Below are 13800 nucleotides of genomic sequence, written 5' to 3'. Positions count from 1 at the left end.
TTCTCCTAACTCTGAGCCACATCCGGGTCGTCGACCCCGTACAGATACGGGTTCTGCTCGGCGAGGCGGCCGAATCGGAGCAGCGCGGCGAGGTCGTCGACAACGATGCGTCGATACTCGCTGCGGAGGACACCCCACCGGTGGAGGCGCTGCGTCGTCTTCTCGAAGGTGCTCAGCGCGACTCCGCTGAGCGAGGCGAGTTCGGCCTGGGTGAGCGACAGATCGAGGATCCAGCCCTCGCCGGCGCGGTGACCGTGGCGCTGGACGATGTCGGCCAGCACCCGGCCGACGCGCAGGGGCGCCGGACAGCTGAGGATTTCGGCGCGGCGGCTGTTCGCCCAGTGGAGCCGGGTGCTCAGGGAACTGGCCACGGCCCGCCAGACATCGGGATGGCGGTCCAGGAACTCGTTGAACCGGGCCTTGCCGACGAGTCTCGCCTGCACCGGCGTGCAGGTCTGCACGTTGGCCGAACGCGACCGCCCCTCGAAAACGGACATCTCGCCGAGGATGTCACCCGGGCCGCGCAGTGCGAGCAGGACCGGACGGCCGAACTCGGTGTCGACGACGACCTTGAGCGCGCCGGCCAGCGGAATCACCACGTGATGGCTCGGCTCGCCCTGCCTGATGACGATCTGCCGGGGCCCGTAGGTCACCGAGTTGCCGAGGTCGAGCAGCGCGGTCCGGGTGCGCGCGCCCAACAGCCCGAGCACCGAGTCCGCCGGCCAATTCCGTTGCTGGTTCAGCGTTACCCCCGGGGTCCGCACGCTCCAGTCGCGGCGCGTGCGTGGGTTGTTACGCCAGGGAAGCCCGCATCGCTTCTGGTGATCCCGTCTTCCGATGGGGTGCGGCCGGGCCGACCACGCGAATCTGGGAGCGGGAGAACGGAGTCGTGAATGAGCCCCAGAGCGGTCGACCGCGCGCTGGCGAAGGATGCAGAACTGGTGCGCGAGCTGGACACCGCGTTGAGCACGATCATGTCGTTCCAGGGCGCGGTGCAGCACGCGGACGACAAAGTGCGCACCGTGGTCGCCGTGCAGAGCGCGATAACGGCACTCGTCGCCGCGCAGCTGGCTTTCCTGCCGGCGGTCCAGCCGGCCACCTGGCTCCGGACCGCCGTGTTCGCGATCTTGGCCTGCTTCGTCACGGGCTACGGTTATTCGGCTTATGAGCTGGTCCAAGCCCTGCGGCCGCGGACGGAGCGCCTCGCGGTACCCAACCGGTTCGCCTTCCCGACCGTCGCGGGCGGCGGCGTCACGACCGTGTCCGGCCCGGTGCGCCGGCAGTGCGCCGAAGCCCATCAGGTGTCGCGGCTCCTGGCGGACCTGGCGATGGTCAAGCACCGCCACGTCCGGCGGGCCCTGGCCGGCACCGCCGTCCTGTTCCTGTGCGGTCCGCTGCTGCTCGTGGTCAACGCGCTCGCTTGATCACCCGTCGGCAACGGCTTCCAGCCGCGCGCGGTCGATCACGGTGATCCGCCGGTAGCCGGTGCCGACGAGACCGGCGTGCCGGAACCCGGCGAGCGCGCGATGCACCGTCGGCTCGGCGGCGCCAACCAGGCCGGCGAGCTCGGGCTGGGTGAGGTCCACGCCGATTTCGACACCGGCGCAGGCGGCCGAGCCGTACGCGGCGGCGAGCTCGAGTAGCACCCTCGCGAGCCGGATCCGCACTTCGCGGCTTCCGAAATCGACCCGGCGCCGGGTGGCCCAGCGCAGCTTGCCGGCCACGCTGCTGCCGACCGCGAGGGCCACGTCGGGGTGGCTGGTGAGGAAGCGGCGGAACTCGGGCTGGGGGACGAGCCGGGCGCGGACCCGCCCGGCACAGGTGACCGTCGCGACCCGGGGTTGCCCGTCCATGCTCGCGAGCTCACCGATCAGCTCGCCGGCGGCACGGATCGCGAGCAACGCCAGGTGGCCTTCGGGCGTCGTGGCCGTCACCTTGACGAATCCGGTCACCAACACAAAGGCGTGGGCGGTCGGTTCGCCCTCCCGGAGCAGCACTTTGCCCGGGGAGTACTCGCGCAACGTGCCCAGGCCGAGCAGGCCGGTTCTCGACGTTTCCGGCAGCTTCGCCAGGAAGCTACCCGGGGGAAATTCTCCGGTCAGGCTGCTCACGCCGACCTCCCTCGCCCGCCGAGCATGCTACGGACGTGGGTGGCCGGGACCAAGGGTTCAGGCCCGGGTGACCGGGCTTTGTCCGCTGGATGTCCAGCCGTTCGTCGGGGATCCGCAGGGATAGGGTGGCCGCGTGCGGAATCGACTGGTGTTGATCGGTGCGATCCTTTCGTCCCTGGTGCTGACGTGGGTGTTCGCCGGGGCGGTCGCCTCGGCTTCGCCCGTGGTGGAAGGCGATACGGACAATCCCGTCGCCATCGCGCCCGGGGTCACGCGGCCGGACACGCCGCACTGCAGCGTCACGCTGGCCGACGGCTTCCGCTCCAACGCCGCCGACGGCAGCCCGCAGTACTACGAAGGCACGCTGGCGCCGCCGAAGGCCTGCCCCGGGCCGTGGGCGAAGGTCGTCATGGACCAGACCGTCACCGTGAGCGGGCGGCAGTACGACCGGATCGGCGACCTGCGGATCGGCGGCACCGAGGTGTGGTGGGGCACGACCCAGGAGCCCAGCGGCGAAGGCCGCCGCGCGATCACCTACCACTTCGACAAGGACCTCACGCCCTACAGCGCGCTGCTGCGCACCCCGCAGCCCTTCCACGGCGGTGTCGAGAACTACACCTCGCCGATCTACACCGGCGTCTACGCCCAGACCGTGACGCTCACCTACTACCAGGCCGACCGCACGCACCCCGCGCCCGAGACGCCCGGCCACGTCGCCGGGTTCGGGCACGCCGACGCGACGCCGGCCGCGCCCACCGTGCACTTCACTGCCCGGGACCTGCCGCGCAACATCACCCGCGCCTACCTCGAGGTGACGCTCGAAGGGCACGGCTGCGACGAGCAGTGGTTCGACGACGTCCCGGACGAGGTCGCCGCGAAGTACCCGGCGGCCGGTCTCTGCGGGAAGGGCCCGTACCGCGAAGCGAATTTCGCGATCGACGGGACTGCCGCCGGGAGCGCGTTCACCTTTCCGCACATCTACTCCGGCGGGATCGTGCCGCAGCTGTGGCGGCCGATCGTGGCGATCGACACCTTCAGCCTGCACGCCGAAACCTACGACGTGACGCCGTTCGCGGGCCGGCTCGTCGACGGCGGTACCCATGATCTCTCCTTCTCCTTCCCGGACATCGGCGGTGAGTTCACCGTCGTCCCGACGTTACTGCTCTACACCGACAAAAACGCCGCGCGGACGTCCGGCGCCCTGACCCGGCACGACGTCGCCGCGGCGCCGGCCCGGCAGACGACGGTCAAGGACATCGCCGGCGGCGTGAACGTCATGGTCACCGCGAAGCGCGACGACGTGACGGCCGGCTACGTCGACACCTCCGCCGGCCGCGTGTACACGCGCGTCGAGCGCACCCGCGACTACCGCAACAGCGACGACGTCACCGGCGGCGGCTTCACCCAGCACGTCGTGCAGGCCGACTCCGGCCAGCAGACGTCGGTGTCCACAGTGGACGGCCACGTGCGCTCGGCGGCCCGGCACACCTGGTCGTACCCGCTGACGACCGACGCGACCGCGAACGTCACCGACGACCAGAACCTGCGGATCTCGGGGTCGGTGGAGATGACCCAGGTCCTCGGCGACTTCACCGGCGACGGCCGGAACTGGCGGCCGGTGCGCGCTTCGCGCGAGTGGCTGGCCTCATCCGGCGTGCTGGCCCGCACGAACGGGGTGAACACCGAGGCCGACGGCCGCTCGAAGACCCTGTTCACCGGCTCGGACGACCTGGGGCGGCCGTACCTCCACTACGTCGCGACCGAGCACGGGCTGATCACGGAGAACCGGGAGCTGCCGCCGCACTAGTCTTCCGGCATGGCTTCCGGTCAGGTTTCGGTCTGGGTACCGATCGTCGTGGGGATCATCGGCCTGGTCGGGGTCGTCACCGGCCAGCTGATCAACAGCCGCCGGGAAGACCGGCGGTGGGAGCGGGAGGCCGCGCGGGAGGAGCTGCGGCACCGGCGGGAGACCGAACGGCTGGCCGCCGAGCGCGCGCACGCGATGACGCTGCACTGGTCGCAGGAGCGCAGGGACGCTTACGCCGGTCTGCTCAAGGAGTCCGACGAGTGCCTGCGCGCTTTGCTCGAGTGGGTGGAGGCGCTGGACCGCAAGAAGCCGACCGGCGAGATCGAGGCACGCTTGAGCGAGCACGCGCGCGCCCTCAGGTCCTTCCACGCGGCCGTCGACATCCTCGGCTCGCCCGGTATCCGCGAGATGGCCGAGGAGCTGGTGCTGACCACCGTCGGCGCGCGGATCACCATCACCTCCGACGGGGTGGACGGCAGCTCCCGGGACTCGGCCCTGCGCAAGGCCGACCGCGCCAGGGACGCGTTCCTCGGTGAAGTCCGTGCGGAACTCGGCGTCGACACGCCGGCCGGGACGCGGCGATAGGGTCCGGGCCCATGACCGAACCCGCCTTCGTGACCGAGACCCGGCTCGCCTACGACACCGTCGCCGACTCCTACGCCGAGGAGCTGCGGGACCTGCTGGACGCCAGCCCGTGGGACCGGGCGGTGCTGAGCACGTTCGCCGAACTGGTCGGGAAAACCGGGCCGGTCGGTGATCTCGGCTGCGGCCCGGGCCGGTTGACCGGGTACCTGGCCTCGCTCGGACTGGACGTCTTCGGCGTGGATCTCTCGCCCGGCATGGTCGAGGTGGCCCGGCGGACGCACCCGGGGCTGCGCTTCGAGGTCGGCTCGATGGCCGCCCTCGACATCGGCGACGGTGCCCTGGCGGGGGCGGTGGCGTGGTACTCGCTGATCCACACGCCGCCGGCGAATCTGCCGCCGGTGGTGGCCGAGCTGGCGCGGGTGCTGGCGCCCGGCGGCCGCCTGCTGACCGGGTTCCAGGTCGGCGACGAGCGCCGCCGCATCACGCGCGGCTACGGCCACGACGTCTCCTTCGACGCGTACCGGTTGCAGCCGGACTTCGTGGCCGAGCTGTGCGTCGCCGCCGGGCTGGTCGTCGAGGCGCGGGTGGTCCGGGAACCGCAGCCGCCGTACGAGAAGGTGCCCCAGGCGTACCTGCTGGCTCGCAAGCCGGGGTGAACCCCGTCTCGCTGCCCGTCACCCGATCGGGCTAGTGCGGTAGTGTCGGTGCCATGGGGAGTCTCCGCTCACGGGTCCTGGGCTGGGTCGGCCGGCGTTACCTCGCCCGGCAGTCGAAAAAGGGATTCGACCTCGAGAAGATGTCGGCCATCCTGCCCGATTCGGCGCTGCTGCCGCTGAAGCGGGACGGCCTCGACCCGGTACCGGACATGGCCGCACGGCGGAGCGAGGCGCCGATCGGCAAGCTCGACCTGCCGTTCGGGATGAACGCCTGGCTCGTCACCGGCTACGACGAGGCGAAGGCCGTCCTCGGGAAGGCCGCCGGGTTCTCCAGTGACTTCGGCAACCTCGTCGGCAACGCCGGCGTGACCGCCGACCAGAACCCGGGCGGGCTCGGCTTCGCGGACCCGCCGGTGCACACGCGGCTGCGGAAGCTGCTCACGCCGGAGTTCACCATGCGCCGGCTGAGCCGGCTGGCCCCGCGCATCGACGAGATCGTCGCCGAGCAGCTCGACGCGATGGCCGCCGCCGACGGCCCGGTCGACCTGTGGCAGGCGTTCGCGCTGCCGATCCCGTCGCTGACCATCTGCGAGCTGCTCGGCGTTTCCTATGAGGACCGCGAGGACTTCCAGCGGCTGAGCACCGCCCGCTTCGACCTCTTCGGCGGCGCGGGCGCGTCGCTCGGCGCGATGTCGGAATCGCTGACCTACCTGCTCGACATCGTCAAGAAGCAGCGCGAACAGCCCGGCGACGGCCTGCTCGGCATGCTGATCAAGGAACACGGCGACGAGATCGACGACCGCGAGCTGGCCGGCCTGGCCGACGGCGTGCTCACCGGCGGCCTGGAGACGACGGCGAGCATGCTGGCACTCGGCGCGCTGGTGCTGCTGCGCGACGAGAAGGCGATGGCCGCCGTCCGCGGCGACGACGAGTCCGTGCACCGCTTCGTCGAGGAACTGCTGCGCTACCTGACGGTGGTGCAGATGGCGTTCCCGCGGTTCGCCAAGGAGGACATGGACATCGGCGGCGTCCACATCGCCGAGGGCGACATCGTGCTGGTGTCGCTGTCGGCCGCGGACCGCGACCCGAAGCTGGGTCCGGACATGGAGAAGTTCGACGCGACCCGCGAGCCGACGTCGCACCTGGCGTTCAGCTACGGCATCCACCGCTGCATCGGCGCGGAGCTGGCCCGCATGGAGCTGCGCACGGCGTACCCGGCCCTGATCCGCCGCTTCCCGAACCTGCGGCTCGCGGTGCCGGAGGACGAGCTGTCCTTCCGCAAAGTGTCCATTGTGTACGGTCTGGATGAGCTTCCGGTGCTGGTGGACTGACCTCAGCGCACCCCGCGCGGCCGGAACTGGATGCTGATCCGCGGTCCGGCCGCCCGGTTCGTCTTCGGGACCGCGTGCTCCCACGTGCGCTGGCACGAGCCGCCCAGCACGATGAGGTCGCCGTGGCCGAGGGCGTACCGGTGTGACTCGCCGCCGCCGCGGGGGCGCAGTGCCAGGTGGCGGGCCGTGCCCACCGAAAGGATCGCGACCATCGTGTCCTCGGTGCTGCCGCGGCCGATCGTGTCGCCGTGCCAGGCGACGCTGTCGCGGCCGTCGCGGTAGTAGCACAGGCCCGCCGTGCGGAACGGCTCGCCGAGTTCGCCGGCGTAGTGCTCGCTCAGCGCCGTGCGGGCGTCGGCCAGCACGGGATGGGGGAGCGGTTCCGCTTCGCGGTAGAAGCACAGCAGCCGCGGGACGTCGACCACCCGGTCGTACATCTTCCGCCGCTCCGCCTGCCAGGGGACGCCGGTGACGAGGTCGGCGAACACCTCGTCGGCGCCGGCGAGCCAGCCCGGCTGCACGTCGACCCACGCGCCGGAGCCGAGTTCGGTCCGGCGCGGGGCCAGGGCGTGCAGCGTGACGGGGCCGGACTCGCCGAACAGCGAGGCCTGCAGTGCCGGGGTCGTCATGGCCCCGACCGTACACGATGTTCGAACAGATGTTCTACGTGAAACAATGCCCAGTGGTCAGTGCTTGACTTCGTAGACCAGCTTCTGGATCCCGTTGCCGTACGCCTCGCTCTCGAGGAGCTTCAGGTTCTGCTTGTCCTTGTCGGTGTCGCTGAACAGCCGCTTGCCGGCGCCGAGCAGGACCGGGAAGACGAGCAGGTGGTAGCGGTCGATCAGGCCCGCGTCGGCCAGGGCGCGGTTCAGGGTGGCGCTGCCGTGGACACTGATCGGGCCGCCCTCGGTCTCCTTCAGTGCCGCGACTTCGTCGAGTGAACGGAGGATGGTGATCTCGCCCCACGTGTCCACGAGGTCCTCGGCCTTGAGCGTGGTCGACACGACGTACTTCGGCATCGCGTTGTACCCGGCGAACTCTTCGGTCATGTTCGGCCACACCGGCGCGAACGCCTCGTAGCTGACCCGGCCCAGCAGCAGTGCCGTCGCTTCCTCCTGCTCGCTGTTCTTGATCGCGTAGGCGGCCGGGTCGAACTCGATGTCCCTGAACGTCCAGCCCGAGCTGCGGTGGCCCGGTTCCCCGCCGGGCGCCTCGACGACGCCGTCGAGCGAAACGAACGAGGTGGAGATCAGGGTGCGCATGCGGTGCTCCTCGGTGGTCGATCCTGGTTCTGCAAGTCTGTCGAACGGGGCAAGCCGGATTCGACACGGCGTCCGGGAAAACTTCCGACGCACCGCGCGGACGCCAGGTGGGTCTTGCCCGGCGCGGCCGGGGCTCGTACAGTCGGTCCCACGCCGGATAAAGGTCTGGACCTTTTGCCGAGCCACCGCCGCCTCGAGTGACACAGGAGGTTGACGGTGCGCAGACTTCACGGTGCGGGCGTGCTCGCGGCGGTGGCACTGGGGCTCGCGGTGCTCACCCCGGCGGCGGACGCCCAGGTCGGCACGGGTCCGTGGACCCCGGAATCGCCGGGCTACTCCGAGCAGGAGCGGGGGTGCGGCCAGATCTCCGGGCTGACCTTCCAGCTCACCTGCTCGACCGGTAGCGGCGACCAGCGCGCGGAACGCCGCTACACCACCTACACCGGCGGCACCCACCAGTTCGAGGGCTCCTTCAAGATCACCAGCATGACCGGCTCCCGGATCAGCCTCAAGCAGACGTTCCGGGACGGCTCCAACGCGGGGCCGTACTTCATGCTGGCCGTCGAGAAGGGCGGCCGGCTGTACGCGGTGGAGGGCGGGGCGACGCTGGGCAGCGGCGCGACCGTCGGCACGTCGGTCCGGGTCAACACGATCAACCAGGTCGGCAGCTCGCACAAGGTGTACCTCAACGGCTCGCTGAAGCAGACGATCCCGAGCGCGAGCGGCAGCTACTACGACAAGTTCGGCAGCTACCGCACGGCGAGCGGCGCGGGACCGGTCACGGTGCAGTGGAGCGGCGTCAGGTTCTGGCGCAAGTGAGGCAGGGGGCGTCCCCGGAGTCACGCCGGGGACGCCGCCCAGGCCTCGGGGTCGTGCCAGGCGGTCAGCCGCCGCCCGCTGGTGAACCGGCGGTGCGCGCCGGTCAGCGGGTCGTCGAAGTCGAGGACCTTGGCCAGCAGCTGCAACGGCTTCGTGAAGTCGCCCAGCGGTTTCTCGCGCAGCCGCGGGTAGAAGTCGTCGCCGAGGATCGGGACCCCGAGGCCGCTCAGGTGCACGCGCAGCTGGTGGGTCCGGCCGGTCGACGGGACCAGCCGGTACCGGCCCAGGCCCCCGCGGTGTTCGAGCAGCTCGACGTAGGTCTCGGCGTTCGGTTCGCCCGGCACCTCCTGGGCGGCCAGCACCCCGCGGTCCTTGACGATCCGGCTGCGGACGGTCCGGGGGAGTGCGAGCGACGGGTCGTGCGGCGCGATCGCCTCGTACTCCTTGTGCACCCGGCGGTCGCGGAACAGCGTCTGGTACCTGCCGCGCAGCTCGGGCGTGATCACGAACATGACCAGCCCCGCGGTGACGCGGTCCAGCCGGTGCGCCGGCGACAGGTGCGGCAGGTCGAGCTCGCGGCGCAGCCGCACGAGCGCCGTCTCCAGGATGTGCTGCCCGCGCGGGATGGTCGCGAGGAAGTGCGGCTTGTCGACGACGAGCAGGTGCTCGTCGCGGTGCACGACGTCGATCGCGAACGGCACCGGCACCTCGTCGGGCAGGTCGCGGTGGAACCAGATGAACGAGCCGGGCGCGTACGGCGTGTCGACGCCGAGCGGGCCGTCGGTGCCGTGGATGCGTTCTTCGCGCAGCATCTGTTCGAGGCGATCGGGCGTGACACGCGGGAGCCGGTCGACGAGGTGCGCCAGCAGCGTGGGCCATTCGCCGTCGGGCAGCTTGAGCCGGGCGGGGTCGAGCCCGTGGCGGGGCGGGATCGGCGGGCGGAGCTTGCGTCTCATCGTCCCCGACTCTAACTAACCCTCCGACGGCGTCCGGTAGCGCGCGAGGTAGCGGGCGGTCGCCTCGGCGTTCTTCGCTTCGGCGGCCTCGGCGCGGATGCGGCGTCCGGTGCCGTGCGGGAAGCCCTGCCGGCCGAGCCGGTGCTCGACGCTCTCCTCCATGTACGCGCACGAGTAGAAGTACGCGACCAGGGCGGCCATCAGGACCAGCGAGAGCCGCAGCCAGATCGAACCGGGCAGCAGCAGCCACACGGCGCACAGCGGCAGGATGCCGATCGACCGCTGGAGCACGTACCGCGCGCGCCAGTGCTTCGACGTCGCGTCGTGCAACGCCCAGTCGTTGTGGCGTTCGGGGAGCCGCACGCCCACCGCGTAGCCGAACCAGCGGAGCACACTCGGTCGTTCCATGGCTTCGACAGTACACTAATGCTTAGTACGCTAATCATTAGCGCGAGCGACGACACAGTAGGATCGGGACATGATCGACCTGGGTGAGGACCCCCTGAAGCTGGACCGGCAGGTGTGCTTCGCGCTGTCGGTGGCTTCGCGCAGCGTGATCGCGATCTACCGGCCGCTGCTGGAGCCGTACGGCCTGACCCACCCGCAGTACCTGGTGATGCTCGCGCTGTGGGAGCGGTCGCCGCGCTCGGTGAAGGACCTCGGCGCGGCTCTGCGGCACGAACCGGCGACGCTGTCGCCGCTGCTCAAGCGGCTGGAGGCGCTCGGGTACGTCACCCGCACCCGCAGCCGCTCGGACGAACGCCGGTTGACGGTCGAGCTGACGGAATCGGGCCGGGCGCTGCGGGCCGAGGCGGAGAAGATCCCGTACAAGGTGGTCGAGACGCTCGGCATGGACGTCGCCGAGCTGGAAGCCCTGCACGGCGTGCTGACCCGGGTCATCGACGCGACGGCCTGAGGAATTCCCGGCCGCCCGGCGCGTTGCTCCCGGAGAGCATTCCGGGAGGAACCGTGCTGAAGATCAGGCTGGGCGTCGCGCCCGCGGCCGGCGCCGGGCCGGCGGAGTTCGCCGGGCTGGCGCCCCGGCTGGAGGAAGCCGGCGTCGACTCGCTGTGGCTGTCCGAGCTGGTCTACTCGCCCGAGGTCGACCCGATGATCGGCATGGCGCACGCGCTGGCGCGGACGGCGAAGCTGAAGGTCGGCACCGGCGTCGCGATCCTGCCGGGCCGGCACCCGGTGCTGGTCGCCAAGCAGCTGCGCACCCTGGCCGGGCTCGCGCCCAAGCGGGTCCTGCCGGTGTTCGGCCTCCGCCCGGCCCGCGCGGCCGAAACCGGCCTGTTCCCGGTGCCGCCGGGTCGCCGCGCGGCGGTGTTCGACGAGTCGCTCGTGCTGCTGCGCCGGCTCCTGGAGGAGGACGAGGTCTCCTTCGACGGCGAGTTCTTCCAGGTCGACGGCGTCCGCCTCGGCCCGCGGCCGCCGAAGCGCCTCGACGTCTGGCTGGGCGGATCAGCCCCGGCGGCCCTGCGCCGCACCGGCCGGCTCGCGGACGGCTGGCTGGGCAGCTTCCACACGCCGGCGCAGGCCCGCGACGCCCGCCTCGCCATCCAGCGGGCCGCGGCGGAGGCGGGGCGCGAGATCGAAGAGGACCACTTCGGCCTCAGCCTGGTCGTGGCGGATCACGGGATCCCGGACGAACTCGCGGCCGTGGCGGCCCGCCGGAATCCGGACGCACCGGTGACGGACCTGGTGGCGACGAGCTGGCCGGCGGCCCGCCGGCTCGTGGAGCAGCACATCGAAGCCGGCCTGTCGAAGTTCGTGATCCGCCCCGGCCACGCCGATTTCGACGGCTTCCTGGAGAAGTTCCAGGCGGAACTGGTGCCGCTGCAGAACTAGGGGCGCAGGTCGCCGTGGACCTGGCCGATCTGGAAGGCGGTGCCGCGCACCGTGCCGTTGATGGTGTTCGTCGTGCTTCCCGGGGCCGGCGGCGGGACCTCGGCCTCGGCCAGGTCCGCCGCGTAGCCGCCGCCGGCCCCGTGGCGTAGCAGGTCGCCGCTCGGGTTCGGGGTGTAGAGGTAGACGGTGCCGCGGTACTCCTTGATCCGCACCTCCGCCGGGACGACCTTCGACGCGGGCAGCGTCGCGTACCGGCCGGCCAGCACGTCGTCGAAGATCCGCTGGGACAGCGCCACCGCGAGGAAAGTTTCGTCGGGGTCGGAGCGCTCGAGCGCCGCGCGCACCGGGGTGGCGTCGAGCAGCCGGTGCGTCGTGATCACGGTACTGCCGATGGCGGCCGCCGAGGTCGTGCCCGGCGCCGGTTCGAGGATCGGGCCGACGTTCAGGGCGGCCCGCATCCGCAGGCGCACCGACCGCGCGACCGACCGCAGGCGCGCGTCCCGCTCGGCGAGCACGGCCTGGAGCTCGTCGAAGAACCGCGTCACCACGGCGGGCAGGAACCGCGGGTCGAAGCCGAGCCCGTAGCCGTCGCCGGTGCCGTGCGGGAACAGGGCGGTTTCCCAGACTTCCCGCAGCCCGGCGCGGGCGAAGGCCTGGGAGAGCACGTCGGGGATGGCGGCGGACACCGTCGCCTGCGTGGCGCTGGGGTTGCTGCCGAACCCCACGGTGTCGACCCCCAGCAGGGCGCGGTACGGCGGGAGCTCGTCGATGGTCAAAGCCGGGCCTTCCTGGTTGCCGGTGGCCCCTGATTCTGACGGACGGGCCGCGCTTCCGGGGCTCAGAACTCCAGCTGCTCGGTCTTCCGCGGCATCAGCAACAGCGCCCCCACCGACAGCACGGCCACGGCCAAGAGCCCCAGGAACACGTAGTGCGTGGCATCCGCCAGCGCCCCGCGCACGAACACCGCCGCCGGGGAGTCGTCCGTGTGCCCGCCGAGCACCAGGCTCGTCGCGTCCACCGAAGGCGGCAGCGGCCCGGCCTCCGCCGGCGGGTTGGCGAACCGCGAAGCCAGCGTCGCGTTCGCGATCGCCCCGAACACCGCCGCCCCGACCGCGCTGCCCAGCGACCTGCTGAACAGGTTCGTCGCCGTCACCACGCCGCGGCGGTCCCAGCCGACCACCGACTGGATCGCCACCAACGTCGGGCTGGCCGCCAGGCCCAGCCCGACCCCGAGGACGAACGCCGCGAACGCCGCCGCCCAGAGGGACGACTTCGCGCCCAGCATGGCCACGAGGACGCCGCCCGCGATGATGAACACACTGCCGATCAACGCCGTGTCGCGGAAGCCGATGCGGAGGTAGATCCTGCCCGCCAGGGAGGCCGAAATCGGCCAGCCCACCGTCAGCGCCGCCACCGCGAAGCCCGCCACCAGCGCGCCCGCGCCGAGCACGCCCTGCGCGTACGTCGGCAGGTACGACGTCAGTCCCATCAGGACCGCGCCGACCACCAGCGCCACCAGATTGCCGCCCACCAGGACGCGCCGGGTGAACACCCACAGCGGCAGCACCGGCTCCGCCGCGCGCTTCTCCACCAGCACGAACGCCACCAGCAGCGCCGCGCCGGCGACGAAGATCGCCACGCTCGGCAGCGAGCCCCACGCCCACGCGACGCCGCCTTCGAGCAGCCCGAGGATGATCAGGGAGCAGCCGATCGTCAACAGCGCAGCGCCGAGGTAGTCGACCTTGTGCGGCTTGCGCTCCACGCGCTCGGTGAACCCCCGGAACAGCATCCACGCCGCGATCGCGCCGAGCGGCAGGTTGATGAAGAAGATCCAGCGCCAGTCGAGGTACTCGGCGAACAGGCCGCCGAGCGTCGGGCCGACCACCGAAGCCGCGCCCCAGACGCTGGCCACGTAGCCCTGCACGCGCGCGCGTTCCTCCACCGTGTACAGGTCGCCGATGATCGTCATCGACATCGGCTGGATCGCGCCGGCGCCGATGCCCTGGACCGCCCGGGCCGCGATCAGCACCGGCATGCTCCACGCCACGCCGCACAGGACCGAGCCGACCAGGAACGCCGCGATGCCGAAGAACATCACCGGCCGCCGGCCGAGTACGTCGGCGAACTTGCCGTAGAGCGGCACCGTCACGGCCTGGGTGAGCAGGTAGATCGAGAACAGCCACGGGAACTGCGCGAACCCGCCGAGGTCCTGCACCACCGACGGCACGGCGGTCGCGATGATCGTGCTGTCCAGCGCGACCAGCGCCGTGCTGAGCATGACCGCGATCAGCACCGGGCCGCGCTCGGATCGGAAGCCGACCCCCTTCGTGGCGGCGGACGTCGTCATCGGCGGGGTGCTCCTCGGAACGGTCATGACCGGAGTCAACTACTTTGCAGTCCTAAGCATTCCACCCTGGGCGTA

General features: G+C 71.3%; 16 protein-coding genes. 8 read left to right on the top strand and 8 right to left on the bottom strand.

All coding sequences use genetic code 11. From position 1 onward, the window contains the following. Window positions 1-5 precede the first annotated feature (5 nt). Window positions 6-710 carry a Crp/Fnr family transcriptional regulator gene (locus tag I4Q55_RS04185; RefSeq protein WP_206784666.1) on the bottom strand — a complete coding sequence of 235 codons (705 nt, stop codon included), beginning with the start codon at window positions 708-710 and terminating at the stop codon, window positions 6-8. Window positions 711-893: 183 nt separating this feature from the next. On the opposite strand from I4Q55_RS04185, the gene I4Q55_RS04180 reads away from it, so the two are divergent. After that, a complete protein-coding gene (locus I4Q55_RS04180; RefSeq protein WP_206784665.1) occupies window positions 894-1424 on the top strand; it encodes a hypothetical protein in 531 nt (176 codons plus the stop codon). Here I4Q55_RS04180 and I4Q55_RS04175 read toward each other — a convergent pair whose 3' ends face one another. Further along, window positions 1425-2111, bottom strand: a complete 687-nt coding sequence (locus I4Q55_RS04175) for a Crp/Fnr family transcriptional regulator (RefSeq protein ID WP_206784664.1) — start codon at window positions 2109-2111, stop codon at window positions 1425-1427. Between the two features lie 133 nt (window positions 2112-2244). Here I4Q55_RS04175 and I4Q55_RS04170 point away from each other — a divergent pair, with 133 nt between their 5' ends. From I4Q55_RS04170 to I4Q55_RS04155, 4 genes are read left to right on the top strand one after another with little or no spacing between them, the layout of a single operon-like run. After that, entirely contained in the window at window positions 2245-3918 is a 1674-nt protein-coding gene (locus tag I4Q55_RS04170) for a peptide-N4-asparagine amidase (protein ID WP_374194444.1), read from the top strand. A gap of 9 nt (window positions 3919-3927) precedes the next feature. Then, window positions 3928-4503 carry a hypothetical protein gene (locus I4Q55_RS04165; protein ID WP_206784663.1) on the top strand — a complete coding sequence of 192 codons (576 nt, stop codon included), beginning with the start codon at window positions 3928-3930 and terminating at the stop codon, window positions 4501-4503. Between the two features lie 11 nt (window positions 4504-4514). Then, on the top strand, window positions 4515-5159 hold the full coding sequence (locus tag I4Q55_RS04160; protein ID WP_206784662.1) for a class I SAM-dependent methyltransferase: 645 nt from the start codon (window positions 4515-4517) through the stop codon (window positions 5157-5159). A gap of 53 nt (window positions 5160-5212) precedes the next feature. After that, window positions 5213-6490, top strand: a complete 1278-nt coding sequence (locus I4Q55_RS04155; protein WP_206784661.1) for a cytochrome P450 — start codon at window positions 5213-5215, stop codon at window positions 6488-6490. Between the two features lie 2 nt (window positions 6491-6492). Here the strand turns inward: I4Q55_RS04155 and I4Q55_RS04150 are convergent, their stop codons facing one another. Both I4Q55_RS04150 and I4Q55_RS04145 read right to left on the bottom strand, forming a co-directional pair. Beyond that, window positions 6493-7119, bottom strand: coding sequence for an alpha-ketoglutarate-dependent dioxygenase AlkB (locus tag I4Q55_RS04150; protein ID WP_206784660.1), 627 nt, complete (start codon window positions 7117-7119; stop codon window positions 6493-6495). 57 nt (window positions 7120-7176) lie between these two features. Next, entirely contained in the window at window positions 7177-7752 is a 576-nt protein-coding gene (locus tag I4Q55_RS04145) for a dihydrofolate reductase family protein (protein ID WP_206784659.1), read from the bottom strand. Between the two features lie 240 nt (window positions 7753-7992). Here I4Q55_RS04145 and I4Q55_RS04140 point away from each other — a divergent pair, with 240 nt between their 5' ends. Next, on the top strand, window positions 7993-8571 hold the full coding sequence (locus I4Q55_RS04140; protein WP_206785012.1) for a hypothetical protein: 579 nt from the start codon (window positions 7993-7995) through the stop codon (window positions 8569-8571). A 20-nt stretch (window positions 8572-8591) separates the two neighbouring features. Here I4Q55_RS04140 and I4Q55_RS04135 read toward each other — a convergent pair whose 3' ends face one another. Then, the gene (locus I4Q55_RS04135) at window positions 8592-9527 is read right to left on the bottom strand and encodes an RluA family pseudouridine synthase (RefSeq protein ID WP_206784658.1); all 936 of its coding nucleotides are present in this window, start codon (window positions 9525-9527) and stop codon (window positions 8592-8594) included. A gap of 15 nt (window positions 9528-9542) precedes the next feature. Beyond that, window positions 9543-9920: a DUF5313 domain-containing protein gene (locus I4Q55_RS04130; protein WP_206785011.1), complete on the bottom strand. Its 378-nt coding sequence runs from the start codon at window positions 9918-9920 to the stop codon at window positions 9543-9545. Window positions 9921-10005: 85 nt separating this feature from the next. Here I4Q55_RS04130 and I4Q55_RS04125 point away from each other — a divergent pair, with 85 nt between their 5' ends. Then, window positions 10006-10443, top strand: coding sequence for a MarR family winged helix-turn-helix transcriptional regulator (locus tag I4Q55_RS04125; protein ID WP_206784657.1), 438 nt, complete (start codon window positions 10006-10008; stop codon window positions 10441-10443). A 53-nt stretch (window positions 10444-10496) separates the two neighbouring features. Then, complete coding sequence (locus tag I4Q55_RS04120) at window positions 10497-11378, top strand: TIGR03854 family LLM class F420-dependent oxidoreductase (protein WP_206784656.1); 882 nt, start codon at window positions 10497-10499, stop codon at window positions 11376-11378. Here I4Q55_RS04120 and I4Q55_RS04115 read toward each other — a convergent pair. Both I4Q55_RS04115 and I4Q55_RS04110 read right to left on the bottom strand, forming a co-directional pair. Further along, window positions 11375-12154, bottom strand: a complete 780-nt coding sequence (locus tag I4Q55_RS04115; RefSeq protein ID WP_242545290.1) for a hypothetical protein — start codon at window positions 12152-12154, stop codon at window positions 11375-11377. The genes I4Q55_RS04120 and I4Q55_RS04115 overlap by 4 nt on opposite strands. A 62-nt stretch (window positions 12155-12216) precedes the next feature. Then, window positions 12217-13725 (bottom strand): MDR family MFS transporter, encoded by a 1509-nt coding sequence (locus I4Q55_RS04110; protein WP_206785009.1) that lies wholly within the window; start codon window positions 13723-13725, stop codon window positions 12217-12219. Window positions 13726-13800 lie beyond the last annotated feature (75 nt).

This window comes from Amycolatopsis sp. MtRt-6 (assembly GCF_017308975.1).
GTDB lineage: Bacteria > Actinomycetota > Actinomycetes > Mycobacteriales > Pseudonocardiaceae > Amycolatopsis.
This window is presented reverse-complemented; position numbering and strand designations above follow the sequence as displayed.

What these genes read in the sequence shown, in the direction of transcription:
- I4Q55_RS04135 (WP_206784658.1), bottom strand. Translation starts at nt 9,527, where the DNA reads ATGAGACGCAAGCTCCGCCCGCCGATCCCGCCCCGCCACGGGCTCGAC.
- I4Q55_RS04150 (WP_206784660.1), bottom strand. Translation starts at nt 7,119, where the DNA reads ATGACGACCCCGGCACTGCAGGCCTCGCTGTTCGGCGAGTCCGGCCCC.
- I4Q55_RS04165 (WP_206784663.1), top strand. Translation starts at nt 3,928, where the DNA reads ATGGCTTCCGGTCAGGTTTCGGTCTGGGTACCGATCGTCGTGGGGATC.
- I4Q55_RS04110 (WP_206785009.1), bottom strand. Translation starts at nt 13,725, where the DNA reads ATGACGACGTCCGCCGCCACGAAGGGGGTCGGCTTCCGATCCGAGCGC.
- I4Q55_RS04180 (WP_206784665.1), top strand. Translation starts at nt 894, where the DNA reads ATGAGCCCCAGAGCGGTCGACCGCGCGCTGGCGAAGGATGCAGAACTG.
- I4Q55_RS04125 (WP_206784657.1), top strand. Translation starts at nt 10,006, where the DNA reads ATGATCGACCTGGGTGAGGACCCCCTGAAGCTGGACCGGCAGGTGTGC.
- I4Q55_RS04145 (WP_206784659.1), bottom strand. Translation starts at nt 7,752, where the DNA reads ATGCGCACCCTGATCTCCACCTCGTTCGTTTCGCTCGACGGCGTCGTC.
- I4Q55_RS04160 (WP_206784662.1), top strand. Translation starts at nt 4,515, where the DNA reads ATGACCGAACCCGCCTTCGTGACCGAGACCCGGCTCGCCTACGACACC.
- I4Q55_RS04155 (WP_206784661.1), top strand. Translation starts at nt 5,213, where the DNA reads ATGGGGAGTCTCCGCTCACGGGTCCTGGGCTGGGTCGGCCGGCGTTAC.